Annotated in this window: 23 protein-coding genes and 1 pseudogene; 7 read left to right on the top strand and 17 right to left on the bottom strand. The window is 61.2% G+C overall.

Features of this window, described 5'->3' with window-relative positions; genetic code table 11:
- The first annotated feature begins 677 nt into the window (after window positions 1–677).
- Complete coding sequence (locus tag J6524_RS03765) at window positions 678–1,628, top strand: calcium-binding protein (protein WP_225669005.1); 951 nt, start codon at window positions 678–680, stop codon at window positions 1,626–1,628.
- 152 nt (window positions 1,629–1,780) lie between these two features.
- Here J6524_RS03765 and J6524_RS03770 read toward each other — a convergent pair whose 3' ends face one another.
- The 12 genes from J6524_RS03770 to eno all read right to left on the bottom strand — a co-directional run bounded on the left by J6524_RS03770 (window position 1,781) and on the right by eno (window position 14,071).
- The gene (locus tag J6524_RS03770; protein ID WP_225669006.1) at window positions 1,781–1,951 is read right to left on the bottom strand and encodes a hypothetical protein; all 171 of its coding nucleotides are present in this window, start codon (window positions 1,949–1,951) and stop codon (window positions 1,781–1,783) included.
- A gap of 58 nt (window positions 1,952–2,009) precedes the next feature.
- On the bottom strand, window positions 2,010–2,978 hold the full coding sequence (locus J6524_RS03775) for a tripartite tricarboxylate transporter substrate binding protein BugD (protein WP_225669007.1): 969 nt from the start codon (window positions 2,976–2,978) through the stop codon (window positions 2,010–2,012).
- 33 nt (window positions 2,979–3,011) lie between these two features.
- Complete coding sequence (locus J6524_RS03780) at window positions 3,012–4,253, bottom strand: threonine synthase (RefSeq protein WP_225669008.1); 1,242 nt, start codon at window positions 4,251–4,253, stop codon at window positions 3,012–3,014.
- A gap of 180 nt (window positions 4,254–4,433) precedes the next feature.
- Window positions 4,434–5,852, bottom strand: coding sequence for a dihydrolipoyl dehydrogenase (lpdA, locus tag J6524_RS03785; protein ID WP_225669009.1), 1,419 nt, complete (start codon window positions 5,850–5,852; stop codon window positions 4,434–4,436).
- Between the two features lie 140 nt (window positions 5,853–5,992).
- Entirely contained in the window at window positions 5,993–7,351 is a 1,359-nt protein-coding gene (locus J6524_RS03790) for a pyruvate dehydrogenase complex dihydrolipoamide acetyltransferase (protein WP_225669010.1), read from the bottom strand.
- 2 nt (window positions 7,352–7,353) lie between these two features.
- Window positions 7,354–7,659, bottom strand: a complete 306-nt coding sequence (locus tag J6524_RS03795) for a DUF5076 domain-containing protein (RefSeq protein ID WP_225669011.1) — start codon at window positions 7,657–7,659, stop codon at window positions 7,354–7,356.
- Window positions 7,660–7,667: 8 nt separating this feature from the next.
- Window positions 7,668–9,059 carry a pyruvate dehydrogenase complex E1 component subunit beta gene (locus tag J6524_RS03800; protein WP_225669012.1) on the bottom strand — a complete coding sequence of 464 codons (1,392 nt, stop codon included), beginning with the start codon at window positions 9,057–9,059 and terminating at the stop codon, window positions 7,668–7,670.
- An 89-nt stretch (window positions 9,060–9,148) separates the two neighbouring features.
- Window positions 9,149–10,174: a pyruvate dehydrogenase (acetyl-transferring) E1 component subunit alpha gene (pdhA, locus tag J6524_RS03805; RefSeq protein WP_225669013.1), complete on the bottom strand. Its 1,026-nt coding sequence runs from the start codon at window positions 10,172–10,174 to the stop codon at window positions 9,149–9,151.
- A gap of 208 nt (window positions 10,175–10,382) precedes the next feature.
- On the bottom strand, window positions 10,383–10,700 hold the full coding sequence (locus J6524_RS03810; protein WP_225669014.1) for an FtsB family cell division protein: 318 nt from the start codon (window positions 10,698–10,700) through the stop codon (window positions 10,383–10,385).
- 161 nt (window positions 10,701–10,861) lie between these two features.
- The gene (locus tag J6524_RS03815; protein WP_225669015.1) at window positions 10,862–11,416 is read right to left on the bottom strand and encodes an NADPH-dependent FMN reductase; all 555 of its coding nucleotides are present in this window, start codon (window positions 11,414–11,416) and stop codon (window positions 10,862–10,864) included.
- A gap of 189 nt (window positions 11,417–11,605) precedes the next feature.
- Complete coding sequence (locus tag J6524_RS03820) at window positions 11,606–12,742, bottom strand: zinc-binding dehydrogenase (RefSeq protein ID WP_225669016.1); 1,137 nt, start codon at window positions 12,740–12,742, stop codon at window positions 11,606–11,608.
- Between the two features lie 45 nt (window positions 12,743–12,787).
- On the bottom strand, window positions 12,788–14,071 hold the full coding sequence (gene eno / locus J6524_RS03825) for a phosphopyruvate hydratase (protein ID WP_225669017.1): 1,284 nt from the start codon (window positions 14,069–14,071) through the stop codon (window positions 12,788–12,790).
- Between the two features lie 178 nt (window positions 14,072–14,249).
- Here eno and J6524_RS03830 point away from each other — a divergent pair, with 178 nt between their 5' ends.
- Genes J6524_RS03830 through queF form a run of 3 tightly spaced genes read left to right on the top strand, consistent with a single transcriptional unit; the run spans window position 14,250 to window position 16,139 of the window.
- On the top strand, window positions 14,250–15,236 hold the full coding sequence (locus tag J6524_RS03830) for a Vgb family protein (protein WP_225669018.1): 987 nt from the start codon (window positions 14,250–14,252) through the stop codon (window positions 15,234–15,236).
- A 19-nt stretch (window positions 15,237–15,255) separates the two neighbouring features.
- Window positions 15,256–15,606, top strand: coding sequence for a c-type cytochrome (locus J6524_RS03835; RefSeq protein ID WP_225669019.1), 351 nt, complete (start codon window positions 15,256–15,258; stop codon window positions 15,604–15,606).
- A gap of 56 nt (window positions 15,607–15,662) precedes the next feature.
- Window positions 15,663–16,139: a preQ(1) synthase gene (gene queF, locus J6524_RS03840; RefSeq protein WP_225669020.1), complete on the top strand. Its 477-nt coding sequence runs from the start codon at window positions 15,663–15,665 to the stop codon at window positions 16,137–16,139.
- A 17-nt stretch (window positions 16,140–16,156) separates the two neighbouring features.
- On the opposite strand, the gene J6524_RS03845 is transcribed toward queF, so the two are convergent.
- Together J6524_RS03845 and J6524_RS03850 are read right to left on the bottom strand one after the other, a co-directional pair.
- Window positions 16,157–16,522, bottom strand: coding sequence for a VOC family protein (locus tag J6524_RS03845; protein WP_225669021.1), 366 nt, complete (start codon window positions 16,520–16,522; stop codon window positions 16,157–16,159).
- A gap of 175 nt (window positions 16,523–16,697) precedes the next feature.
- Window positions 16,698–17,897 (bottom strand): alpha/beta hydrolase, encoded by a 1,200-nt coding sequence (locus J6524_RS03850; RefSeq protein ID WP_225669022.1) that lies wholly within the window; start codon window positions 17,895–17,897, stop codon window positions 16,698–16,700.
- Window positions 17,898–18,105: 208 nt separating this feature from the next.
- On the opposite strand from J6524_RS03850, the gene J6524_RS03855 reads away from it, so the two are divergent.
- Window positions 18,106–19,086: a Bug family tripartite tricarboxylate transporter substrate binding protein gene (locus J6524_RS03855; RefSeq protein WP_225669023.1), complete on the top strand. Its 981-nt coding sequence runs from the start codon at window positions 18,106–18,108 to the stop codon at window positions 19,084–19,086.
- A gap of 232 nt (window positions 19,087–19,318) precedes the next feature.
- Here the strand turns inward: J6524_RS03855 and J6524_RS03860 are convergent.
- Window positions 19,319–19,674: pseudogene (locus J6524_RS03860) on the bottom strand (cyclic nucleotide-binding domain-containing protein).
- A gap of 234 nt (window positions 19,675–19,908) precedes the next feature.
- Between J6524_RS03860 and J6524_RS03865 the strand changes: the two are divergent.
- Window positions 19,909–21,495 (top strand): tetratricopeptide repeat protein, encoded by a 1,587-nt coding sequence (locus tag J6524_RS03865; RefSeq protein WP_225669024.1) that lies wholly within the window; start codon window positions 19,909–19,911, stop codon window positions 21,493–21,495.
- Between the two features lie 28 nt (window positions 21,496–21,523).
- The gene (locus J6524_RS03870; RefSeq protein WP_225669025.1) at window positions 21,524–22,084 is read left to right on the top strand and encodes a hypothetical protein; all 561 of its coding nucleotides are present in this window, start codon (window positions 21,524–21,526) and stop codon (window positions 22,082–22,084) included.
- Window positions 22,085–22,111: 27 nt separating this feature from the next.
- On the opposite strand, the gene J6524_RS03875 is transcribed toward J6524_RS03870, so the two are convergent.
- Both J6524_RS03875 and J6524_RS03880 read right to left on the bottom strand, forming a co-directional pair.
- Window positions 22,112–23,068, bottom strand: a complete 957-nt coding sequence (locus J6524_RS03875; protein ID WP_225669322.1) for an ABC transporter substrate-binding protein — start codon at window positions 23,066–23,068, stop codon at window positions 22,112–22,114.
- A 168-nt stretch (window positions 23,069–23,236) separates the two neighbouring features.
- Complete coding sequence (locus tag J6524_RS03880; protein ID WP_225669026.1) at window positions 23,237–24,967, bottom strand: adenylate/guanylate cyclase domain-containing protein; 1,731 nt, start codon at window positions 24,965–24,967, stop codon at window positions 23,237–23,239.
- Window positions 24,968–25,221: the final 254 nt, after the last annotated feature.

A 25,221-nucleotide genomic window follows, 5' to 3' on the forward strand; every position in this document is an offset into this window, starting at 1 on the left:
ATTATTTGGGTTTATCGAAGCCGGCGCGCAATCCGCGTCCCAAGTTTCAGATCTCGGCAGGGCCAAATCCTCCGCCGGTAACAACCAACCTGAGGCTGATTGATCGAGGCGGTTCTCTAAGGCGAATCGTCCCATCTCATCGCACACACCCGAACTGGCTTTGATGAACGCGCGCGCTACAGAGAATCGGAAAACGCGACTCGAACGACATGGGCAGCGCCGATTATTTCGATTGAACCCATCGCGCACGCCGAAAGTCACGTCGTGACATCCATCTGCTCAAAAGGGATCGCGTCATTTTTGTGCGGCTGGCACTTTTTGCGTCAGTTTTTCGTCACGCGATGGCGCCGCTCGCGACATGCGCACCCTCGGTGCTTCTCATTCATATGCAAGAGAGAACAACGCGGTACGCAGTTTGTTGCGGATGTTTGATCGTTGCTTGAATTGAGGCGCGTGCTTGAAGATCGGCCGCACGAGCGCCTTTCGCGTCACCATATTGCCCCTACGAAGCGCAAATCCGCCGCTCACACGTCCAGCCGCTGGCCCGTTTTGCTGTTTCTCATTCGCTGTGGGTGAAGGATCCTGCCTCACGTCCTTCCCGCGCATCACGCGAGGCTTTCCTAGAGTCAGTGGTGGTTTCTAGTTCGTGAGGCCTCTGAGTAAGGGGTTTTGAATAAATGGCACGCTTCAATCTGAACAGATTCTTCGACAACGACCGGTTCGAAGATTTTTTCGCCAGGTTCGGCGGCGGCAGCTCCGATCATGATCATCTGAACGGGACAACGGCCAACAACGTCTTGTTCGGCGGTGCCAAGGAAGACACGCTCGCCGGTATGGCCGGCAGCGACACGCTCAACGGCGGCTCCGGCGCCGATAAGGTGTGGGGCGGTTCGGGTAACGACAACCTTTCGGGCGGCTCCGGCGCCGACCTTCTCGTCGGCGGCTTCGGCGCCGACCGGATGGATGGCGGTACCGGCAATGACGTCCTGCTCAGCCGTTCGGATTCGGGCGAGATGGTCGCAGCCCAGGACGGCAAGACGCAGATCTTCGCGGCTGAATCGGCGGCGTTCAAGGCGGTCAACGACACCATCACCGGTGGCAGTGGCGCCGACACCTTCCGCTTCGAAATGAACGTCAACGCCAAGGACGAGATCGTCGCCAAGCACGTCAATGCCGACGGCACGATCGACTGGGTCGGCGTGACCGGCGAGAACAACGCCACTCACGACCATTGGGTCGACGGCATCGGCAACGACGTGATCCGCGACTTCAATCGCGCCCAGGGCGACAAGATTGAAATCTCGGGTCACACCGCCGAGGTCAAGTCGATCGAGCACAAGGACAGCAATGGCGACGGCCGGAACGACTACAGCGTGATCACCGTCATCAGCCAGCAGGGCAACGCCGGCGCGCATGACGAGGATCTGCTCGGCACCATCACCGTCTACGGCAACCTCGTGAAGCAGAGCGATATCGCCGTTACCCAGACGGTGTACGGTGCCTACGAGAAGGTCGGCGAACTCAATGGCGCGCATTTCGATCTGGAGGACGACGGCATCCTTCCGAATGGCGGCACTGACGGTGGCCACCACAACGAAGCCACCGCAATGGCCAACATGTACGGCTAAGCCGAAAAAGCACGATCACGGGCAAGGGCCGCCTCCCGGCCCTTGTTCTCCAGCGTCTGGTTTCGATCGAATTGGAACTGGACGCTGGACTGCCTTCGCGCGTCGACAGCACGCGTGCTGCGTGAACCAGCTAAGTAGCCCGCGTCTTCACACTATTTCTTCTTTTCAGGCGAGGAGACCGGCGGAAGGTCAGCATCGCTGGTCACCTCTTTAGTCCCGCTCAATTCACCGCCGGCGAGAAAGAACACCGCCGCAGCCACGACGATGACTCCGCCGAGAATGAGTCCGATTGTGCCCTTGGGTCGGTTGTCGCCGTCAGCCATAGTCCGCTCCGTATGAGAGCGGTTAACGTCCGCACTGCCCGTAGGTTCCTACTTCGGTCTAATCCACCTTGACGTTGGCGGCCTTGATCATCGGCCACCATTTGTCGATCTCGGCTTTCTGCCAGGCGCCGAGCGCTTGGGGTGTGAGCTTGTCCTTTGGCGGCATCTGCAAGCCGAGATTTTCAAGCTGCTTGCGCACCGCCGGATCGCCCAGTGCCTCTACCGTCGCCGTATTCAATTTTGCGATAACGTCCTTCGGCGTGCCCTTGGGAACCCAGAGGCCGGACCACAGGGTCATGTGGAATCCGGGTAACCCGGCCTCATCGACGGTCGGGATATCAGACGCTGATTCCACGCGCTTGGAATCGGTGATGGCATAGGCGCGGATATTGCCTGCGCGTACCTGCCCGATTGAGTTGGAAGTCTGGTCGACGATCATGTCGATCTGGCCAGCGACAAGATCGTTCATCGCCGGTCCCGTGCCGCGATACGGCACATATTGCAGCTTGATGCCGCTGACGTTCTCGAAATAGAGCCCAGCGATATGGCTACCGGACCCGGCGCCAGCGGTACCTGCGGTCGGCGCCGTCGGCTGCGCCTTAAGCCACGCCAGAAACTCCTTCAGCGAGGAGGCGGGAACCGCCTTCTTGCTGACGATGATCATCGGGTTGCTCGGCAATAGCGCGACCGGCTCGAGGTCGGTGACGAGATCATAGCCGAGCTTGTAGACCGCGCCATTGGCGACATGGGTACCGAGATGGCCGAAGCTGATCGTGTACCCGTCAGGCGGCGATCGCACCGCGCGGCCAACGCCGACCGATCCGCCCGCCCCGGTCACATTCTCGACCAGGACCTGCTCGCCGAAGGCTACCTTCATGCGCTCGGCGAGGATGCGCGCCATCGCATCCGATGGCCCGCCGGCCGAGAACGGCACGATGATGGTAATGGGACGCGAGGGAAAATTCTGGGCGGCCGCGACGCCGCCGAACGCCAAGACTGCAATTGCGGCTAGGATGATCTTTCGCATCTTGTGCTCCCATCACATTCCGCCGCGTGACAGTCAGAGCCTTGCGTAGTCGATCGGCTGATGGCGATCGAGCGTGCGCGTCACCGGCGGCAGTGGATATTTAAGCCCCGTCGCGCAATTGAACAGCATGATGCGATCGTTTTTCGTCACACGGCCGTCCGCGAGGCTCTGCTGGTAGGCAGCATATGTCGCCGCCCCTTCCGGACACAACAGCAAACCTTCCTCACGCGCGACTTCGCTCAGCGCAGCAGAAATCTTCTCATCCGGCACCGCGATCGCAAATCCCTTGCTCTCGCGGACTGCACGCAGGATCAGAAAATCTCCGACCGCCTGCGGCACGCGAATGCCCGAGGCGATGGTGTGCGCGTCTTCCCAGCGCGGCGCATGCTCGGTGCCTGCTTCAAAAGCACGCACCATCGGCGCGCAGCCCGCGGCCTGCACCGCCACCATCCGCGGCCGCTTCGATCCGATGAAGCCAATCGCTTCCAGTTCGGCGAACGCCTTCCACATGCCGATCAGGCCGGTGCCGCCGCCGGTCGGATAGAAGATTACGTCGGGCATCTCCCAGCCGAGTTGCTCGGCAAGCTCGAGCCCCATCGTCTTCTTGCCCTCGATCCGGTAGGGCTCCTTCAGCGTCGAGGTATCGAACCAGCCGGCCTTCGCCTTGCCCTCGCCGACGATCTTGCCGCAATCGTCGATCAGGCCGTTGACCCGATAGACAGTGGCGCCCTGCAGCTCGATCTCGCTGACATTCACTTCCGGCGTATCGGCCGGGCAGAAGATCGTGGTCTTGATGCCGCAGGAGGTGGCGTAGGCGGCGAGCGCCGCGCCGGCATTGCCGTTGGTCGGCATCGCCATATGCTTGATGCCGAGCGCCTTGCCCATCGACACCGCCATGACAAGGCCGCGCGCCTTGAACGAACCGGTCGGCAGCCGCCCCTCGTCCTTGACGATGATCTCGCCACCGCCGAGCTTCTTCGCGAGTTTCGGCAGGCGGATGAGTGGCGTCATCACTTCGCCGAGGCTGACGATGTCTGCGCATTTGCGCACCGGCAGTAGTTCGCGGTAGCGCCACATGTCGGCAGGGCGTTGTGCGAGCGCGTCCTTGGACAGCGCCTTCTTCACCCCTGCGAGATCGTAGCGCACCAAGAGCGGCTTGCCGGCCTTGGAGAGATTATGGATCTGGTCGGCGGGATAATGGTCGCCCTCCATCGCGCATTCGAGGTGGGTGACGAAGGTCGGGCGTTCGATGGTGAGGTTGTCGTTGTCTTTCACGGAGTATGTTCTTTCTTCTTGTTCTAATCTCTTCGCTATCAGACCCGTCACCCTGAGGAGGCCGCGAAGCGGCCGTCTCGAAGGGCGACAGGCCCCGCTGTTCGATCCGGGCCGTGCATCCTTCGAGGCTCGCTGCGCTCGCGCCTCAGGATGACGGGACGACCGCTGTGCTCCCGTCGGTTAAATGTTCAACACCCGCCCATAGGCGTCCAGCACAGCCTCCTTCATCATCTCCGACAGCGTCGGATGCGGGAAGATCGTGTGCATCAGCTCTTCCTCCGTCGTCTCCAGATTCATCGCGACGACATAGCCCTGGATAAGCTCGGTCACCTCGGCGCCGATCATGTGGGCGCCAAGCAGCTGGCCGGTCTTCTTGTCGAAGATCACCTTGACGAGGCCCTGGTCCTCACCGAGCGCGATCGCCTTGCCGTTGCCGACGAAGGGGAAGCGGCCGACGCGGACCTCGCGGCCCCCCTCTTTCGCCTTGGCTTCAGTCAGGCCCACAGAGGCGATCTGCGGGTGGCAATAGGTGCAGCCGGGGATGAGATTCTTGTCCGTGGCGTGCGGATGCAGGCCCTTGATGGCTTCGATGCAGACCACGCCCTCATGCTCGGCCTTGTGCGCCAGCATCGGCGGCCCTGCGACGTCGCCGATGGCGTAGATGCCGGGCACATTGGTCTTGCCGTAGCCGTCGACGACAACGATGCCGCGATCGGTCTTGACGCCGACCTTCTCCAGGCCGAGCCCCTCGACATTGCCGACGACGCCGACCGCCGAGATCACGCGCTCGAACTCGACCGTCTGCGGCTTCTTGCCGTCGTCGATGGTGGCGACCACGCTGTCGGCCTTCTTCTCCAGCTTCGTCACCTTGGTATCGGAGAGGATCTTGATGCCCTGCTTCTCGAAACGCTTGCGCGCCAGCCCGGCGATCTCGGGATCCTCGACCGGGAGGATCTGCGGCAGCACCTCCACAACGGTGACGTCGGCGCCCATGGTGTGGAAGAAGGACGCAAACTCGATGCCGATCGCGCCGGAGCCGACGACCAGCAGCGATTTCGGCATCCGATCCGGCACCATCGCCTCGAAATAGGTCCAGACCAGCTTCTTGTCGGGTTCGAGCCCCGGCAGCACCCGTGGTCGTGCACCGGTGGCGAGGATGATGTGCTTGGCCTGGTAGGCGCCCTCGCCCAGCGCACCCTTCGGCGCCTCGACGGCGGATTTCTTCACGGTGACCTTGCCGGGCGCATCGATCGACGCCTCGCCCCAGATCACCGTGACCTTGTTCTTTTTCATCAGGAAGCCGACGCCGTCGTTCAGTCGCTTCGAGACGCCGCGCGAGCGCTGCACCACGGCCTTCGGATCGAACGATATCTTCTCGGCGGAAAGGCCGTAATCCTTGGCGTGCTGCATGTAGTGGAAGATTTCGGCGGAGCGCAAAAGTGCCTTGGTTGGGATGCAGCCCCAGTTCAGGCAGATGCCGCCGAGATAGGATTTTTCGATGATCGCAGTCTTGAAGCCGAGCTGGGCCGAGCGGATCGCGGTGACGTAGCCGCCTGGGCCGGAGCCGATGATGATGACGTCGAAGGATGTGTCGGCCATATTACGCGCTCATTGTCATCGTGCGACCGTCAGTTCGTCCGTCATTGCGAGGAGCTCTTGCGACGAAGCAATCCATCGTGTCGCCGGAGAGATGGATTGCTTCGCTGCGCTCGCAATGACGGGGCTATGTCATTCGATCGTCACACCATCATCATCACGGGGTTTTCGATCAGTTGCTTGAAGGCGCCGATCAACTCGGCGCCGAGCGCACCGTCGATGGCGCGGTGATCGCAGGAAAGCGTGACGCTCATCATCTGCGCGATCTCGACCTTGCCGTTGCGGACGACAGGGCGCTCTTCGCTGGTGCCGACCGCAAGAATCGTTGCGTGCGGCGGGTTGATCACGGCGGTGAAGTGGTTGATGCCGTACATGCCGAGGTTCGACACCGCCGTGGTGCCGCCCTGATATTCCTCCGGCTTCAGCTTGCGCGCTCGTGCGCGCGCCGCAAAGTCCTTCATCTCGGCCGAGATGGTCGACAGCGTCTTGGTCTCCGCCTTGCGGATGATCGGCGTGATTAGGCCGCCCGGCATCGCGACCGCAACGCCGACGTCGGAATGCTTGTGCTTTACCATGCCCCCTTCAGTCCAGCTCACGTTGCAGTTCGGAATCTTCTGCAGCGCGACCGCCATCGCCTTGATGACGAAGTCGTTGACCGAGAGCTTGTAGAGCGGCTTGTTTTCCTTGTCCTTGGGCGCTGCGGCGTTGATCTCCTCGCGGGCGACCAGGAGCTTGCCGATGTCGCAATCCATCGTCAGATAGAAATGCGGCACGGTCTGCACCGAGGCGGTGAGCCGCTGCGCGATGGTGCGGCGCATGCCGTCATGCGGCACGATTTCGTAAGAACCCTCTTCGAACAGCGCGAGGATCTGCTTGTCGGACATCGATGGGGCGATGGCAGGTCCTGCAGCGGGCGCGGCAGCAGGCGCCTTGAGGCCCTTGCCAGACTTGGCGTCCTCGACGTCGCGGGCGACGATGCGACCATGCGGGCCGGACCCGTTGATCCGCGCAATTTCGATGCCGGCCTCCTTGGCGAGGCGACGGGCGAGCGGCGACGAGAATACACGAGCATGACCGTTACCTCGCGAGACGGAAGCCGCAGCCTGCGGCGCGGCAGCCTGCGTCGGCCCGGTTGCTGCGGGCTTTGCCGCAGGCGCGGCAGCGGGTGCCGGTTCGCCTGCCGGCTTCGCGGCGGGTGCTTCGGCGGCTTTCGGCGCCGGTGCAGCACCGGCAGCGGCGCTCGCCGCCTTCACGTCCTCGCCGTCACCGGCCAGCACCGCAATCACGTCATTGACCGGCACGTCCTGCGTGCCCTCTGGCACCAGGATTTTTGCGATGGTACCCTCGTCCACCGCCTCGACTTCCATGGTCGCCTTGTCGGTCTCGATCTCAGCAATGACGTCGCCGGACTTGACCTTGTCGCCCTCCTTCTTGAGCCATTTGGCAAGGTTGCCCTTTTCCATCGTGGGCGACAGCGCGGGCATCAAAATGTTGATCGGCATCGTCAGTGACCTTGTTGCGACCGCGGCGTGGTGGAGCCCATGTCGGTCGGCCGGTTGATTTCGGCTTCGAACATATCGACGATGCGCGCGAGCGCCTCGTCCTCGGTGTAGCCGCTCTCACGCGCATAGGCGCGGGAGGCGTGGCGGGCGATATCGACCAGCAGGAGGCCCCACATGTCCGGCTCCTCAAACGCGCGCTGGAACGCGATCGAGAGTCCGCCATCGACGACGAAGGCGCGCAGGACCTCGACGGCATCCTCGCGGCCGATCACGTCGGGCGGCAGCGGCTGTTCGTTAGGACCGGCCATGTGAAAACCTAGCGGTAGGAAACGGCCTTGGCGGCCGCGATCACCTCGGCCACCGACGGCAGTGCGAGCTTTTCGAGATTGGCCGCATAGGGCATCGGCACGTCCTTGCCGGAGACGCGCGCCACCGGCGCGTCGAGATAATCGAAGGCGTGCTCCATGATGCGGGCGGCGACTTCCGCGCCAACGCCGGATTGCTGCCAGCCCTCCTCCACCGTGACCGCGCGGCCGGTCTTTTGCACGGATGCGATGATTGTCTCGGTATCCATCGGGCGCAGCGTGCGCAGGTCGATCACCTCGGCCTCGATGCCTTCCTTGGCGAGCTCTTCCGCGGCTTTGAGTGCATAGGTCATGCCCATCGACCAGGAAACGATGGTGACGTCCTTGCCCTGGCGCACGACACGCGCCTTACCGATCGGTACGACGTAGTCGTCGAGCTTCGGCACCTCGCCGGTGTGACCGTAGAGCACCTCGTTCTCGAGGAAGATGACGGGGTTGGGATCGCGGATCGCAGCCTTGAGCAGGCCCTTGTAGTCCGCGGCCGAGAACGGCGCGATCACCTTCAGGCCGGGGATCTGCGAGTACCAGGCAGAATAATCTTGGCTGTGCTGGGCGGCGACCCGCGCGGCAGCGCCGTTCGGGCCACGGAATACGATCGAGCAGCCCATCTGGCCGCCAGACATGTAGAGCGTCTTGGCCGCGGAGTTGATGATCTGGTCGATCGCCTGCATGGCGAAGTTGAAGGTCATGAACTCAACGATCGGCTTCAGCCCGGTCATCGCCGCGCCGACGCCGACGCCTGCGAAGCCGTGCTCGGTGATGGGTGTGTCGATCACGCGGCGTGCGCCGAATTCCTGCAACAGGCCCTGAGTGACCTTGTAGGCGCCCTGATATTCGGCGACCTCCTCGCCCATGATGAAGACATCAGGATCCCTGCGCATCTCTTCGGCCATCGCATCGCGCAGCGCTTCGCGGATGGTCTGCGTAACGAATTCGGTGCCTTCAGGCACCTCCGGCTCGGGCTCGCTCACGGAAGTGGGCGCAGTCGGATGAGGCGCGGCCTTCGGCTGGGGCGCTTCCGCCTTGGCTTCAGCCGGAGGCGCGGATTCCGCGGCCTTGGCAGCGGGCGCCGGCGCCTTCACAAGATCGGCGGCATTCTCGCCGTCGGCAAGGATCATCGCGATCGGCGTGTTGACGGCAACATCGGCGGTGCCTTCCGGAATCAAAATCTTGCCGAGCGTGCCCTCATCGGTCGCCTCGACTTCCATCGTCGCTTTGTCGGTCTCGATCTCGGCAATGACATCGCCGGACTTGATCGGCTCGCCTTCTTTTTTCAGCCATTTGGCAAGGTTGCCCTTCTCCATCGTGGGCGACAGCGCAGGCATCAGAACTTGAATCGGCATGGTAGCTCCGAAAATTTAAGTCTTTTGTTTGAGCATGATCTTGTCCGAAAACCGGTCCCCACTTTTCGGGATCATGCTCTGGCTTGCGCTTAGCGGTAGACGTCGGTCCATAGCTCGGACGGATCGGGCTCGGGATCGTGCTGGGCGAAATCGGCTGAGGCGTTGACGATCTCGCGGACCTCGGCGTCGATCTTCTTCAATTCGTCCTCGCTGACCTTGGCGGCGAGGAGGCGATTGCGCACCTGCTCGATCGGGTCGGACTCGTGGCGGACTTTTTCGACCTCATCACGGGTGCGATATTTCGCAGGGTCCGACATCGAGTGACCGCGATAGCGGTAGGTCTGCATCTCCAGGATGAACGGACCGTTGCCGCCACGGCACCAGGCGACCGCCTCATCGGCGGCGGCCTTCACTGCGCGCACGTCCATGCCGTCGGCCTGTTTGCCGGGAATGTTGAAGGAAGCGCCACGCTTGGAGAAATCGGATTGCGCGGAGGCGCGGCTGACCGATGTGCCCATGGCATAGCGGTTGTTCTCGATGACGTAGACCACGGGGAGCTTCCACAGCTCCGCCATGTTGAAGCTTTCGTAGACCTGGCCCTGGTTGGCGGCGCCATCGCCGAAATAGGCGAGCGTAACATTGTCATTGCCGCGATAACGGTTGGCGAACGCAAGGCCGGTGCCGAGCGAGACCTGGGCGCCGACGATGCCGTGGCCGCCGTAAAAATGCTTCTCCAGGCTGAACATGTGCATGGAGCCGCCCTTGCCCTTGGAATATCCGCCGCGCCGGCCGGTGAGCTCGGCCATGACGCCGTTGGCCGACATCCCGCAGGCCAGCATGTGGCCGTGATCCCGGTATCCAGTTATGACCTGGTCGCCCGGCTTGAGGGCCATCTGCATGCCGACCACGACGGCTTCCTGACCGATATAGAGATGGCAGAAACCGCCGATCGCGCCCATGCCATAGAGTTGGCCGGCCTTTTCCTCGAAGCGGCGGATCAGGAGCATGTCCCGCAGCGCAGCCAGTTCCTGCGCCTTGGTGAATTCCGGTGGTGACCCGTTTGCCTTCTCCTGCCCTGATTCCTTCGCGACGACGCTTTTCTTGGGTGCAGCCATGGCATTTCCGGGGGTGAGAAAGAGAGACGGGATCAGCCCTCTCTAACCCAACTCAAACCGGCGTGAAAGGATTGCGTGCGTTGGAGAAAATATTGCTATGCCGCACTGCAACGCGAAGGGCGACATTTTCGAAATCGATTTCGCGATTTTTTGAAATTTGCAGACCGGCATCGTCCCGCCGGCGTCGTTGTCACATCGGTGACGAAAATCAGTTCGGCTTGATGATCCGGATGAGGTCGCGCGGATGGGCGTAGTCGAGCTGGAAGCGCGCGCGCTCGTCCAGCATATCAGGATCGACCCGGTCGGACCGCAACAGCGACACCCGCTGCTCACCCTGCGCCCGCTCGCGCTTCAGCCGCGCCAGCTCCGAGGTCAGCGCGATGATCTCCTGATCGAGCTCCTGACGCGCATTCAGCCCGTATTTGCCGGTATAGGCGTTGACACCGAAATAGCCGACCATCAGCGCCGCTATCGTGTAGAGAGCGAGCCCGGTCAGAATGGATTTCAATCGGGTGCGGGAGACCATACGCCAAGATGCGACGGTCGGGTTAATGGATTCCTAAAGCGGTGGGCACGAATGGCCGCCCCGTCATTGCGAGCAGCGAAGCGACGAAGCAATCCATCTGTCCGTTATGCCGCGATATGGATTGCTTCGCTGCGCTCGCAATGACGGGGAAAGAGCGCGGCTTACTTGTTCTGTTTTTCGATGAACGCCGCGAACGCGCCGAGATATTGCTGCAGCACCTTCTGCACGGACTCCTTGATTAGCTCGCCCTTGTCGTCGAAGGCATCGCCAATGCCGTTGAGGTAGATTTCGGGCTGGCCGAGAATCGGGCCCGCAATACCCGGCAGGATGTTCTGCAAATGCTTGGCCGCGCTGACGCCACCGAGCGCGCCCGGGGAATTGCTGATGATGCCGACCGGCTTGCCGAGCAACGAGCTCTTGCCGTAGGGGCGCGAGGCCACGTCGATGGCGTTCTTCAATACGCCGGGAATCGAACGGTTATATTCCGGCGTCACGAACAGCACGCCGTTCGACTTCTGCAGCTTTTCGCGAAAGCCCAGCCAGTCGGCCGGCGGATTGGCTTCCAGATCCTGGTTGAAGAAGGAAATGTCGCCGAGCGTGGTGACGTCGAGCTTGAGCGACTCCGGCGCCAGTTTGGCAAGCGCGTTGGCGACCTTGAGCGAATAGCTCTCTTTGCGAAGGCTGCCGACGATCGTGACGATGGTATGGGTGGCCATTTTATGTCCCTGTTGGAGTGAAAGCGCCTGCCCTCCCTTACGCCAGATCGCCAGAAAGATGCAAGTGCATGGAGTGGGCTTTGTGGCTCGGTTGCGAGAAAAACTTTCTGCAAGGGGTCGCAAATGCAGAACGGGCCGCCTGTGCGAGACGGCCCGTTCCGTTCATGTCTCGATGAAAGCCCCTCGTCCTCAACCCTTGTTCGGATTGATCAGGAATTTCTCGCCTGTGGAGCGCTTGTTGTAGACCGCGATGTTGTCGATCTGCAGCGCCTCCTGCAACGACACAACCTTGGTGTAGTGGCTGGCAAAGGTGGTCTTGAGTTCGGACGCCACGCGCTGGCGCAACCGAGCGATTTCGGCGGGACCGATCTTCTGCAGGAACGGCGTGAGCAGCCAGCCGCCGACGCCCCAGGTGAAGCCGAACGCGCGGCTCAGCTCGGTCGGCCGGTTGTCGAGGCTGCCATAAATATAGACCTGCTTATACACGTTGGAGCCGTAGCGGCTGTATTCCTTGGCGGTCTTGTTGGCGGCCATCTCCATGGCGGTGAGGATCTGGCTTGCCAACTTGCCGCCGCCGATCGCATCGAAGGCAATGGTGGCGCCGGTTTCCACCAGCGCATCGGTGAGGTCATCCATGAAGGTGGCGGAGGTGGAATCGACGACATATTTGGCGCCGATCTTGTGCAGGATGTCGGCCTGCTCCTTGCTGCGCACGATATTGACGAGGCCGATGCCGTCCTTGATGCAGATCTTGTTGAGCATCTGGCCGAGGTTGGAGGCGGCGGCCGTATGCACCAGCGCCTTGTGATTTTCGCGCCGCATGGTCTCGGTCATGCCGAGCGCCGTCAGCGGGTTGACGAACCACGACGCGCCGTCGGCAGGCGTGGTGCCCTCGGGCAATTCCATCACGTCCCTCACCTTGATGGTGCGGTACTGCGTGTACATCGCGCCGCCGATCATCGAGACGGTCTTGCCCATCAAGGCCTTGGCCGCATCAGACGATCCGGTCCTGATCACAACGCCGGCGCCCTCGTTGCCGACCGGCATCGACTGATCGAGCCGCGCGGCCATCATCCGCATCGCCGCGTCCGGCATCTTCGCGGTAACTACGGGCGCCTCCGCCGTGCCCGACACCTTTGCGGTCGACATGTCGGCGGGACCGATCAGAAGCCCGAGATCGGAGGGATTGATCGGCGTCGCCTCGACCCGGACCACGACTTCGTCGTCGGCCGGCTCGAGCGTCGGGACATCCACCAGCGACAGTTCGAGTTCGCCGCTGTTCTTGAGCAGCGAACGCAACTGCAGCCCGCTTTTGCCATCACTCATCGCAAGCCTCCCCTTGTCTCAGCTATATTTGGCTACGCCGGCGCGTTACGCCAGCGCCTTCAGCGCCGCCTTCCCTGCATATTTCGCCTGCGTGCCGAGCTGCTGCTCGATGCGCAGGAGCTGGTTGTACTTGGCGGTGCGATCGGAGCGCGCCAGCGAACCGGTCTTGATCTGTCCGCAATTGGTGGCGACCGCGAGATCGGCGATGGTAGAATCTTCCGTCTCGCCGGAACGGTGCGACATCACCGACGTGTAACCGTATTTGTGCGCCAGCTCGACAGCGGCGAGCGTCTCCGTCAGCGTGCCGATCTGGTTGACCTTGATCAGGATCGAATTGGCGCGGCCGTTCTTGATGCCGTCGGCAAGCCGCGTCACGTTGGTGACGAACAGATCGTCGCCGACGAGCTGGCACTTCTTGCCGATCAGATCGGTCAGCTCCTTCCAGCCTTCCATATCGTCTTCCGACATGCCGTCCTCGATAGTGACGATCGGGTAGCGGGAGACGAGATCGGCGAGATATTTCGCCTGCTCCGATCGTGAGCGAGTCTTGTTCTCACCGCCATAAACGTAAGCGCCGTCCTTGAAGAACTCGGTGGCGGCGCAGTCGAGACCGAGCATCACGTCGCTGCCCGCCTTGTAGCCGGCCTTGCCGATCGCGCTCATCACGAACTCGAGCGCGGCATCGGCCGAGGGCAGGTTCGGCGCAAAGCCGCCCTCGTCGCCGACGTTGGTGTTGTGGCCGGCTTTCTTCAACTCGCTCTTCAGCGTGTGGAAGACCTCCGCGCCGCAACGCAAGGCTTCGGCGAAGGTCGCGGCGCCCACCGGCAGGATCATGAACTCCTGGAAGTCGATCGGGTTGTCGGCATGTACGCCGCCATTGATGATGTTCATCATCGGCACCGGCAACGTCCGCGCCGAGGTACCGCCGACATAGCGATAGAGCGGCATGTCGAAGGATGCGGCTGCGGCCTTGGCGCAGGCCAGCGAGACCCCGAGGATGGCGTTGGCGCCGAGGCGGCTTTTGTTCGGCGTGCCGTCGAGATCGATCATGATCTGATCGATGTGGACCTGATCCTCGACCGCGTGATCGCTCAGCGCCTCGAAGATTTCGCCGTTGACGGCATCGACCGCCTTCTGCACGCCCTTGCCGAGATAGCGCTTCTTGTCGCCGTCCCGGAGTTCGACTGCCTCATGCGCGCCGGTGGAGGCGCCGGAGGGAACGGCGGCACGGCCGATCGAGCCGTCTTCCAGCACCACATCGACTTCGACGGTGGGATTGCCCCGGCTGTCGAGAATTTCACGGCCAATGATGTCAACGATGGCGGTCATGTCTAAACTTTCCTGGAAGGATGGGGTCAGGTTTCGGACGGCGTCTTACACGGCAAGCAAGCAAATGTGAACGCTTGACGGCCGGCCTTTTCCGGACGGCCAATGCGGCTCGGGATAGAATTGATTGAGGGTCGATGTCAGCGTCCGAACCTTCACGTTCACAAGCCGGGGTAACGCAATGAATCGCCGCCAGTTTCTTCGGAACTCCGCCGCCGGAATCCTTGCTGCCCCCGCCCTCTTGCGTCACGCGAATGCCCAGGAAGGCCCGTTCCGCGTGAAATATTATCCAGTCAAGACGGGCATGGGTTCGCGCGACACGACGCCGGCCCCGGATGGCACGATCTGGTTCTGCGGCCAACGCAACGGCACGCTCGGCCGGCTCGACCCACGCGACGGCTCCTACCAGCTGGTCGATCTCGGCAAGAGCGCCGCGCCTCATGGCGTCGTCATCGGCCCCGACGGCGCGCCTTGGATAACCGAGGGCGGACAGAACGCGATCGCGCGCGTCGATCCCAAGGATCACAAAGTGACGCTGTTCCGCCTGCCTGAAAAAGAGGCATACGCCAACCTCAACACGGGTGTGTTCGACAGAGGCGGCATCTACTGGTTCACTGGCCAATCCGGCATCTATGGCCGGCTCGATCCGAAATCCGGCGACATGACCGTGTTCAAATCACCGCGCGGCCGCGGCACCTACGGCATGACCGTCACGCCGAAGGGCGACGTCTGGTACGCCTCGCTCGCCGGCAATCACATCGCCAAAATCGATCCGGCGACCGGCAACGCGACTGTCGTCGAACCGCCGACGCCGAACCAGGGCGCGCGGCGCGTATGGTCGGATTCGAAGGGCCGGATCTGGGTCAGCGAGTGGAACAGCGGCAATGTATCCGTCCACGATCCCGCCGACGGCTCCTGGAAGGCGTGGAAGCTGCCGGGCAGCAATCCGCGCACCTACGCGGTCTATGTCGACGATAAGGACAAGGTCTGGCTCACCGATTTCGGGGCGAACGCCATCGTGCGTTTCGATCCCATGACGGAGAAGTTCAACGCATTCCCGAGCGATAGGCCCGGCGCGAATGTGCGCCAGCTCGACGGCCGGCCTGGTGAGACGTGGGGTGGTGAATCCGGTAATGACCGCCTGGTCGTGATACAGACGGTCGCGTGAAGTTTTTGCCGTCCTGCTCTTGTTGTTGCTGTCCCTGCTTGCTCCCGCCTCTGCAGACGAAAATGGCGCGCGGGCGTTCGCGCGCTGCCGCGCCTGCCACAGCCTCGATCGCGCCGAGCGCGGCCTGCCCGGCCCCAACCTCTCAGGGCTGATCGGCCGCACGGTTGCCGGTGATGCCGAGTTCGACTATTCGCCGGTGCTGCGCAAGGCACGTGACGAAGGACTGCGCTGGGACACCAAGCGTCTCGATGCCTTTCTCGCCGATCCAGCCGCGATGTTTCCGGGATTGTGGATGTCGATCCGCGGCATCGAGGACGCCGCTGAGCGGCAGGCGCTGGTGAAATTTCTCGAAGGCTCGTCCTCGCGCTAACGGTTGACGATCGCGGCCTATTGCAGCCATGTCAGCGCTCGCAAAGGACGATCATGATGGCCAAGAAATCATCGCAGAAATCATTGCCCCAATCATTGCAGCTCGGCCGGGCCGTGGAATGGCCCGACAGCCCCGAGAAGGCAAAGCTCGACCGTGTGCCCAATCCGCAAGCCGGCACCAATTATCTGGTTCGCTTCACCGCGCCGGAATTCACCTCGATCTGCCCGGTGACGGGCCAGCCGGACTTTGCGCATCTCGTGATCGACTACGTGCCCGGACAATGGCTTCTGGAATCCAAGTCGCTGAAACTCTATGTGGCGAGCTTCCGCAGTCACGGCGCATTCCACGAGGATTGCACGGTCATGATCGGCAAGCGCATCGCGGACGAGATCAAGCCGAAATGGCTGCGCATCGGCGGCTACTGGTATCCCCGCGGCGGCATCCCGATTGATGTGTTCTGGCAGACCGGCAAACTGCCGAAGGATGTGTGGGTGCCGGACCAGGGCGTCGCGTCGTACCGCGGACGAGGGTGACCCGACGCTTCGGCGGCCTATTGAACGGGCGAAGGCAAAGGCCGCGCGAAACTGAGTTCGTGGCCGTCGGGGTCAACAAGGTGGAAGTACCTCTCACCCCATTCGGCATCTCGCGGCACCGTGGCTGGCTCGAATCCTGCCGCGAGCGCACGGTGGTAAAGTGCGTCGACATCGGCAACGTAGAAGATCACCCGCCCCCACCAGGACCAACGACGCTCGGCCGGCTGGGCGACGAGGTTGAGATAGCCTGCTCCCGCGCGAAAGCTAGTGAATGACGCCGCTTCGCCGCCATGCAGAACCTCAAAGCCGAGCGCGCGGTAGAACCGGACCGCTCGCGGCATCTCGTGGGTGCCCAGTGTGATCGCGCTGATCCCCTCGATCATGGCCAAACTCTCCCGAAGTTTGGAAGTTTGAATCACAGGCGTGCAGCGAAATACAACCCTCTTGGCCCGAGCCCCGGCACCGGTTGCTTTTTGGGGCAAAGCGGACATCAAAAAGCCCACAGACTCGGTCGAAATGACCCGAAGCGGACGCTCGGATCGCTCGAAACAGTGAGTGTCAGACGTCCAACAAAAACGTCTCGATCTCGCCGATGAACTTTGACCAAGCTGGCTCGCCCGGTAAGGGGACGTGGTTCTCTGAGTCCAGAATCACGAATTTGGCATTCGGGATGGACGTGGCGATGCGGCGCCCCTCATTAAACGGCGCCACGTTGTCGTAACGAGAGTGAAGAACCAGGGTTGGGGCAGACACCTTCGGCAATAGATCGACGACGTCGACGTCGTCGACAGCGCATCGGTTCATGATCGCGTTTTCAACTGATGTCGAGAGGCGCAGCAGGTTTGCGTACCACTTGATCTGCTCGGCCGAAGCCCCGGGAAGCCACATCGAACTAAATATCCTGAGCAGGGCGGAGTTATCGTCGCTCCATCCTTGCCGCAAACAAGTAATAGCAATCCACGCCTTCGCCATTTCGGCCTCTTTCGGAGAGCCGCGTTTGTTGCGGCCCAGTGCGAAGCCACCCTGAAGGATCAGTTTCGACACACGTTCCGGATAGCGGGCGGCGTGAGCGATCGCGGTTGCTGCGCCCTGCGATATGCCCAGGACGGCGTAACGATGCAGATGCAATGCATCGACAACCGCCTCCAGGTCGCGCTCGAATGTTGCAAAGGAAATGTCGGTGATGTCGCGGTCGGAAAACCCAAAACCTCGACCATCATAACGAACGAGCCGGACGCGGTCGATGAGGAAGCGCCAAAGCGGTCCGCGGATGGGACTCTGCCAGTCGTATTCCAGGTGGGTGGCCCATGTGGGAGTACACACGAGCGGCATGCCCTGACCCACACATGCTGTGGCAATGTTGACGCCGTCCTGGGTCCGGCAGAATGTAAGCTCCTGACTGCGTGAACCGATGGCTGGAACTCCCTTGTCTGGTTCGTCGCCGGATAACTCGGCTGCGAACAGGTAGCCCCGGCGCGGGACGGTCTTGACGATCGCATGGGCATCGTCGGACAGCGCTTCCCGGATGTCCTTGATGCATTGGACGAGCGAGTCATCGGATACGAACACGTTGGGCCACGTTGCCTTGATCAGCTCTTCCTTGGAGACGAGCTTGCCGGCGTGCTCAGCGAGATAGCGTAGCACATCGAAGGATTTCGGCCGAAGTTGAAGTTCCCGCCCGCCGCGCATGATCGCGCAGCGCTGCAGGTCGACGGCATAATCGCTGAAGCACAACATCCTGGGAGAGTCGGAATGCATCCTGACCTCCACCGCGACCTTCAAAATACAATCTTACCACCTTCACCGATATTTCGGCGAAATTTCATCGCGCCCTCGCTACGCCAGATGCCCGCCGTGCCAGTGTCGGCGCGGCCGGGTGGTCGCGCCCCGTCGGATTGATTCAGACCCGCTGCAAAAAGGCACCCAATACGCGTCGCCGGACCACGATACCTGAAGGGGGACAGCCATGAAGCTTCTGCACTCATTGTTTTGGTTTCTTGCCACTCTGGTCATGTTCGTCACGGCGGGGCCAGTTGCACTGGCGCTGGATTATCCCGCCCACACGGTTCGAATTGTCGTCGGTTTCGGACCGGGCACATCTCCAGATATTGTTGCGCGCTTGCTCGGCGATAAGCTTTTCCAGGCATGGGGGAAGCCAGTCGTGATCGAGAACACGGTCGGCGCCAACGGCAATCTTGCCGGGGAGCGCGTCGCGAGGGCTGAGTCGGATGGCCAAACACTGCTGCTCGCGGCCAACCCGGTGATCGTCATCAATCCCAGCCTTTATGAGAAGATGCCGTTTGACCCCGTCCGGGATCTTGTGCCGATCTCTCAGGTGTGCGCTTACGCAAACATCCTCATCGTCAACAACGACGTGCCGGCGAAGAACGTGCAAGAATTGGTTGCGGTCGCACGCGCCCGGCCGGGCACACTCACCTACGGATCCTCAGGATTTGGTTCAACGCAGCATCTCGCCGGAGAGCTGCTGAAATCGATGGCGAAAGTCGATATCCTTCACGTGCCGTATCGCAGCGCGTTTGGGCAGGAGATAGTCGCTGGACGGCTCAGCATGGCGTTTGTTCCTCCCACCAGTGCGTTGTTACCCCTCGCGCGCGATGGGAAAGTCAGGGCACTCGCAGTGACATCGTTGGAGCGATATGCCGGCGCACCCGATCTCCCGACCATGGCAGAATCAGGCTTCCCTGCCTTCGAGGTAACGGTATGGTTCGGCCTGATGGCGCCTGCCAGAACTCCACCGGCGATTATCGAAAAGCTGCACCGCGAAACCGTGAGCATTCTCGCGATGCCGGAGATGCGCAAGCGATTCGATGATCTTGGAATCAAGCCGATTGGCAACTCACCCGCGGAATTCGCTGCTGTTATTGATGGCGAGATTCCGAAATGGGCCAAGCTGATTAAAGAAGCGGGTATAAAGCTGCACGATTAGATTGCGGTCGGCCGCGGAACTTGTCGCAAGTAGCATCGCCAAAGTGAGCGTCGAGCGGCGCGCGATGAGAAGGGAATTGAGAGGCCGCTGGGGCGCTATCGATAGTAGAGAAACCAGCGATGTCAGTTGATGGCCCATCGCGTCATTCGCTGGTTCGCAGCAACTGCGTCGCTTTAAGAGCAAAGCGGACATCAACCTAGATGCGTCATGTCGCCGGGGTATGAGTACAAGACTAATATGCGCTGAGCAGATCGACCTTGGCGTTGTCGAGGATCAGGCGCCGCGCTAAGAGCGCAGATCGATTGCGCATGATCTTCAAGGCGATCTGCGGATGGAGCTGGCGGTAATTGGCGAAACTGTCGAGCGGCAGTTCGAGGCATTTTACCGGCGTGTCAGCCCACACATCCGCGCTGCGGTGCTGTTCGATGATCGCCATCTCGCCGAATTCCATGCCGGGCCCAAGCGAGGCCAGCCGCGCGCCGTTGGCAGCTTCACGCTCACCATTCCGCTTTGAAGAAAGAATAGTGAATTGGCTGGCTCGTCCGCGCTGATGATGCGCTGGCCGGCCTCATAGCGGCGTGGGGAGATAGGTCAGCCAGTGCTGCGATTTCCTCCCGCGCCAAATCGGTCAGCAGCGCCTGTTCGCCGAGATGGCTGGAAGGTGGACTAGCAGCGGACCTCCGAGAGTTATTTAGGCCTCGAGGAGCGAAAGGTCAGTTGCGCTGCCATGATCCATCATATTCGTTCAAGCACGGGCGCGAAAGGCGTATAAAGGCGTATTGCAATCCATTCTTTTATAGATGCGCCAAAAGGAGGAAGGCCATGCGGAAGTCTCTCCTCGGATTTACCGTCGCAGTTCTTACTCTACCGATATCCCAGCCGCTGCTTGCGCAAGACGATGTGGATAAGCAGCTCGGTCAAGTGCACTTCAAAACATCTTGCAACGAAGTGGCGCAGCGTCGCTTCGATCGTGCGATGCGCTATCAGCATTCTTTTTGGTACGTGAACGCAAAAGAGATCTTTGAGGAGGTCATCGAGGCCGACCCCACATGTGCCATGGCATATTATGGCATTGCTCTCACGCTGATGGACAACCCGCACAACGCGATTCCGCGGCCGAATCTAGCGCCTGGCCTTGCCGCCATCACCAAGGCCAAGGAGATAGGGGCAAAGACCGAGCGCGAACGCGACTACATCGATGCCCTTATGGTGATGTACGCTGATTATGACAAAATTCCCCACGCCCAGCGCATGCGCGCCTTGCGGGATGCGCAAGCCAAAGTCGCAGCGAAATATCCAGACGACGACGAAGCTCAGATCGCCTACGCCATCACGCTCAACGCGTCGGCAGACCTCAACGACAAGACTTACGCACAGCAGACCAAGGGCGCCTCAATCCTGGAGCCGATTTCCGTGCGGCTTCCGCAGCATCCGGGGGTGACGCACTACCTGATCCATCTCTACGACTATCCGGCAACCGCGCACAAAGGTCTCGACGCCGCCAACCGCTACGCCAAGATCGCGCCCGCAGCGCCGCACGCCCAGCACATGCCCTCGCACATTTACACCCGCGTCGGCTACTGGAACGAATCGATTGCCTCCAACATCGCCTCCGTAAAGGCAGCCAAGGCCGAGAAGTCGGTGGGTAATTATCTGCACGCGCAGGACTATATGGTTTATGCCTACCTTCAGCTTGCCCAAGATCAACAGGCGCGTGTCGTCATGGACGACATGGCAAAGGAGTCCAACTTCAAGGCCACGGTCTCGGCGGCCGACTACGCGCTGGCGGCTTCACCAGCCCGTTATGCGATCGAGCGCGGTGACTGGGATGGCGCCTCACAACTGACTGTAAGGCCGAGCGGTTCAAACTTCGCGATGGCGATCTCGCACTTCGCCCGCGCTCTCGGCGCTGCGCGCTCTGGCAAGCCGGAGGCCGCCAAGGCTGACGTCCAAAAACTTGCGGAATTGCGCGACAAGCTGCGCGAAGCCAAGGATAATTATTGGCCGGACATCGTCGACATCCAGCGTCAGGTCGCCGTTGCCTGGGTGCTTCATGCGGAGGGCAAATACGACGAGGCTCTCAATGCTATGAGCGCTGCGGCGGACGCCGAGGACAAGACCGAGAAGCACGCGATCACGCCGGGCCCGCTGGCGCCGGCGCGGGAGCTCTACGGCTTCATGCTGCTCGATCGCGGCATGGCCAAGGAGGCGCTTGCGGCATTCGAGGCCACCAAGACCAAGGAGCCGAACCGTCTCCAAGGCTACGCAGGCGCCGCCAAGGCCGCCGATCAGTTCGGTGACAAGGCTGCGGCACGAGACAACTATCAGCAACTCGTGGCGCTGACAGCGAATGCCGACACGGAACGGCCGGAAGTCGCGACGGCGAAGAAGTATCTCGCCAGCAACTAGTCCAACCCGAAACTAGACGGGTGGAGCAATGAGGCAGATCGGTCGTATCGCCATTGTAGCAGCGTCGCTGGGAGGTGTACTGGCGACGGTGCTGGCATGGTCCGGTCTGCCACAGCGCGCGGCAGCAACTGCAACCGCGCCGGTTTGGACTGAGATGGCTTGGCCTTTCCCCAGCGATCCCTTTGGGAAGGGAAAGGCATTCCGCTGTCAGGCGGCGGATTGCGGTGTCGAGGTGAAGGTCTATCTGCGCGCCAAGATCGGCTTCTGCAATTGCACAACTGGCGTTGCCGATGACGACGATGTGGACCGCATGGGAGATCTTGTTCTCGTCGGCGATGCCTCACCGCTCGGCACCAGTCGTCCAGTCAGAATTGCGTGGATGGACGGTCGCAGCCGCGCTTACACGCTCAACGCTCGCAATCCGCTTGGCAAGACGGCGATATCGGTGGTTTTTAGGGAACGCTGCGACATGATCGCAGCGACTGCCGTGCTCGGCCACGACCGGCCGGCAGCTATCGAGCCAAGCGTGATCGAGTTTCTCAACGGCAGCACCGTGCTGCGCTGGGCCGAAATCACGCTTGGTCTCTAGACTCACTGCGCGGCCGGAATAGATCTCCTACTCGATCACCTCATCAGCGCCGCTGACGAATGAGGGTGAAAACTCGCGTCCCACCAACTTCGCCGCCCTCATGTTGATAATGAACTCCAACCGGGTGACAAGCTGGACTGGAAGATCAGAGGGCTTCTCGCCTTTCAGTATTCGCCCGACATACATGCCTGCGCGCCGATGTGATTGCGCAAAGTCTCCCCCATAGCTCATCAAGCCGCCTGCCATGGGGAAGTCTCGGGATTGAGTAATTGCGGGCACGCGATATTTCATGGCGAGCTCGGCCAACTGTCTGCTGCGGAATGCAAGATAGGGGTCCGACGTAAAGACGAGCCCGCCCCCTTCCTCGGCTACGGCTGAGAAAATAGGTTCGAACTCCTTCTCGGTACTTGCATTCACCACCTGCAAACGGACGCCCAAGGTTTCGGCGGCCGAACGCAGCTTCTGCAATTGTGAATTGGCGGTTGGACTCGTGGGGTTGGCGACTACTGTCAATTTTGCAGCGGATGCCAGCAATTCATGCATCAACTCAAGCCGCTTCGGCGAGACGTCGACGCTCAAGCTCGAAACCCCGGTGATATTGCCGCCCGGCCGCGACAGGCTGTCCACGACACCTAACTGAACGGGGTCACCACCCATCTCAAAGACGATTGCATTATTGGTATTAGTGGCAGCCGCTTTCGCAGCGAGCGCCACCGGCGCTCCACCGGGCGCGACGATGATGTCGACATTGCGAGCTACCAAATTGGCAGCCAGGGCAGGCAATCGAGTGTATTGCCCTTCGGCCCACTGATACTCGATGGCGACATTGCGGCCTTCGACAAAGCCAGCTTCGCGAAGACCTTCGTGGAAAGCTTTGAGCCGGCTGGCAAACGGCTCCGGAGATTCCGCGCAGAGATAGCCGATGACCGGCATCGTCAGCTTTTGCGCATGGAGCGAGGTTGTCCAAGTGACGGCGCCCGCCATCAACGAAAGCAAGTCTCGACGCCTGATGCCTCCCCGGGACGCTGTTGCGTTGAACTTGGCGCTTGTCATACTTTCACCTTCGACTGCCTGTCAGCCGCCGCCCAGCATATCCCGTGACCCCGACCTAGTCTCGAACGGATTACGCCAGGCCCTGCGGCTTGATGTCGGCTATGGTGTAGTGAGGGAAATCCCGAATACCGGAATAGCTTCGTCAAATCCCTTGATTTGGCGGTCGCCAAGTCGCTCCAGGGAGCGCTTGCCTCTAACGCGTTCGGCGACCTCAGCGTCTACCAGGATTTCCCGATCTGCCGCGGATGCGCATAGACGGGCCGCGAGGTTCACCACACTTCCGATGGCGGTGTAATCGAACCGGTCCGCGTATCCGATCCGTCCTACGGTCGCTACCCCGCTGGCAAGACCAATCCCGAAGCCAACCTGGTGGCCTCGGGATCGCCAGCTGGCGATGAGTCCTTGCACACTCTTCTGCATCTCGACGGCGAGATCGACAGCCCTTAATGCGGGTTCTTCGACAGGAACGGGTGCATTCACCAGAACCATGAGGCCGTCGCCAGAAAAACTGATGAGTGTCGCTGCAAATTGCGTGATGGCTCTGCCAAGGGCCTCATAATACTCCGACAACACGCTCATGACTTCCTCTGGTGCAAGTGCCGCAGAAAATGCGGTGAAGCCGCGCAAGTCGCAGAATATGACGACAACTTCCGCGCGGCGGCCGTCCAACACGCTGTCGTCGCCCGCTCGATCGACGAGGTCGGCGACCTGCGGCGCGAGGAATCGCTTGAGCTTCGCTATGCGTTCCTGATGCTGCTGCGCGAGCGCCAACTCGGCAGCCATCTTGTTGAAGCTGTTTGCCAGGCGCTGAAACTCGTCCCCGGTCTCGATGGAAATGCGGTGACCGAAAGCGCCGGCTCCGATTTTCTCGGTCCCTTCCTCCAGGACCCTTATCGGTTCGGTCATCCGGTGCGCCAACGTGTAGGCAAGCAGCGCGGCGAATATCGTACCCGCCGCGAGAAGCGCCGCGGTCCTCCATAAGGCTGCATAGATGGGCGCGTAGGCTTCAGACAGCGGCTGTTCGACGATTACAGTCCAATCGAGACCGGCAACGGGAGCAGCCCCGGCGGCAATCTCACGGCCTTGCGCATCTCGGCTCGTCGCGAAGCCTGCCCCCGCCGGGCCGATTGCGTCGCGTATGATACGGAACGGCTTGGAAGTCGCTTCTTCCGCCCCACGGAGGACAAGGCTGATATCGGGATGCGCAATGAGCCGACCAGGTCGATCCAGGACGAAAGCAAAGCCACTCTTTCCCACTTTTATCGCTGAAATCACATCCCAAATCAGCTTGAGATTGACTTCCGCGACAACCGCGCCGACCGATGGCCGGTTGCCAACGACCGCAACCGTCAAATGTGGTTCGGAGCCTCGATGGTAGCTTACATCGCTGAACCAGACTCGTGCCGAGCGGGCGCCAACTACAGCGGGATCAGCAGATCGGTCTGTGCGGCTTTCAATTCGATTGAGCCCGATCCGCGAGACATAGAGGCGCTCCAGGCCCCTGTTGTCGATGAGTGCCAGACTGACGATAGCAGGAGCCTGTCGAAACAAGCGTAACGCCTCGGTCCTCCGCCGCTCGTCAGGCTCGTCGCTCCAGGGAACCTGGACTAACCAGCCGAGCTGGTTTGTGATACCGAAAATGAAGTCGTGAATTTCGGCCGCGGCAGACGTTGCTTGAACGCCGAGCAACTGATCGAGCCTTTCTCGCTGGTCGCGATAGCCGAACCAGGCTTCGACCACACCGTTGATCGCGAGCGGAATCGCGACGGCCATGAACAACACAAACAAGTACTTCGGGAAAAGGCCGCGAAAACGTTCTCGAACAATCATGCGCTGGCACCCAATACAAGGCAAGTCGACACTGCACTTGCTTCGACTGTCCACCGGTGCTTTTTATCATAGACTCCCAAGCAAATAGCCGCTCCAAAAGATATGGCGGGCGAGCGGGTGCTTGCTCTTTCCTGCACTTTAATTCTATCGGATCGCACCGCTAGACGCGCAAATCGGCCGTGCGTGCCATCCGATGTGACCGCGAACCAAGCCGGGCGGAAACCAAGCCTTGCACGGAGTGACGACGGTTGCCG

The organism is Bradyrhizobium hereditatis, from assembly GCF_020329435.1.
GTDB classification, from domain to species: domain Bacteria; phylum Pseudomonadota; class Alphaproteobacteria; order Rhizobiales; family Xanthobacteraceae; genus Bradyrhizobium; species Bradyrhizobium hereditatis.

What these genes read in the sequence shown, in the direction of transcription:
- J6524_RS03765 (WP_225669005.1), top strand. Translation starts at nt 678, where the DNA reads ATGGCACGCTTCAATCTGAACAGATTCTTCGACAACGACCGGTTCGAA.
- J6524_RS03770 (WP_225669006.1), bottom strand. Translation starts at nt 1,951, where the DNA reads ATGGCTGACGGCGACAACCGACCCAAGGGCACAATCGGACTCATTCTC.
- J6524_RS03775 (WP_225669007.1), bottom strand. Translation starts at nt 2,978, where the DNA reads ATGCGAAAGATCATCCTAGCCGCAATTGCAGTCTTGGCGTTCGGCGGC.
- lpdA (WP_225669009.1), bottom strand. Translation starts at nt 5,852, where the DNA reads ATGGCCGACACATCCTTCGACGTCATCATCATCGGCTCCGGCCCAGGC.
- J6524_RS03790 (WP_225669010.1), bottom strand. Translation starts at nt 7,351, where the DNA reads ATGCCGATCAACATTTTGATGCCCGCGCTGTCGCCCACGATGGAAAAG.
- J6524_RS03795 (WP_225669011.1), bottom strand. Translation starts at nt 7,659, where the DNA reads ATGGCCGGTCCTAACGAACAGCCGCTGCCGCCCGACGTGATCGGCCGC.
- J6524_RS03800 (WP_225669012.1), bottom strand. Translation starts at nt 9,059, where the DNA reads ATGCCGATTCAAGTTCTGATGCCTGCGCTGTCGCCCACGATGGAGAAG.
- pdhA (WP_225669013.1), bottom strand. Translation starts at nt 10,174, where the DNA reads ATGGCTGCACCCAAGAAAAGCGTCGTCGCGAAGGAATCAGGGCAGGAG.
- J6524_RS03810 (WP_225669014.1), bottom strand. Translation starts at nt 10,700, where the DNA reads ATGGTCTCCCGCACCCGATTGAAATCCATTCTGACCGGGCTCGCTCTC.
- J6524_RS03815 (WP_225669015.1), bottom strand. Translation starts at nt 11,416, where the DNA reads ATGGCCACCCATACCATCGTCACGATCGTCGGCAGCCTTCGCAAAGAG.
- J6524_RS03820 (WP_225669016.1), bottom strand. Translation starts at nt 12,742, where the DNA reads ATGAGTGATGGCAAAAGCGGGCTGCAGTTGCGTTCGCTGCTCAAGAAC.
- eno (WP_225669017.1), bottom strand. Translation starts at nt 14,071, where the DNA reads ATGACCGCCATCGTTGACATCATTGGCCGTGAAATTCTCGACAGCCGG.
- J6524_RS03830 (WP_225669018.1), top strand. Translation starts at nt 14,250, where the DNA reads ATGAATCGCCGCCAGTTTCTTCGGAACTCCGCCGCCGGAATCCTTGCT.
- queF (WP_225669020.1), top strand. Translation starts at nt 15,663, where the DNA reads ATGGCCAAGAAATCATCGCAGAAATCATTGCCCCAATCATTGCAGCTC.
- J6524_RS03845 (WP_225669021.1), bottom strand. Translation starts at nt 16,522, where the DNA reads ATGATCGAGGGGATCAGCGCGATCACACTGGGCACCCACGAGATGCCG.
- J6524_RS03850 (WP_225669022.1), bottom strand. Translation starts at nt 17,897, where the DNA reads ATGCATTCCGACTCTCCCAGGATGTTGTGCTTCAGCGATTATGCCGTC.
- J6524_RS03855 (WP_225669023.1), top strand. Translation starts at nt 18,106, where the DNA reads ATGAAGCTTCTGCACTCATTGTTTTGGTTTCTTGCCACTCTGGTCATG.
- J6524_RS03865 (WP_225669024.1), top strand. Translation starts at nt 19,909, where the DNA reads ATGCGGAAGTCTCTCCTCGGATTTACCGTCGCAGTTCTTACTCTACCG.
- J6524_RS03870 (WP_225669025.1), top strand. Translation starts at nt 21,524, where the DNA reads ATGAGGCAGATCGGTCGTATCGCCATTGTAGCAGCGTCGCTGGGAGGT.
- J6524_RS03875 (WP_225669322.1), bottom strand. Translation starts at nt 23,068, where the DNA reads ATGGCGGGCGCCGTCACTTGGACAACCTCGCTCCATGCGCAAAAGCTG.
- J6524_RS03880 (WP_225669026.1), bottom strand. Translation starts at nt 24,967, where the DNA reads ATGATTGTTCGAGAACGTTTTCGCGGCCTTTTCCCGAAGTACTTGTTT.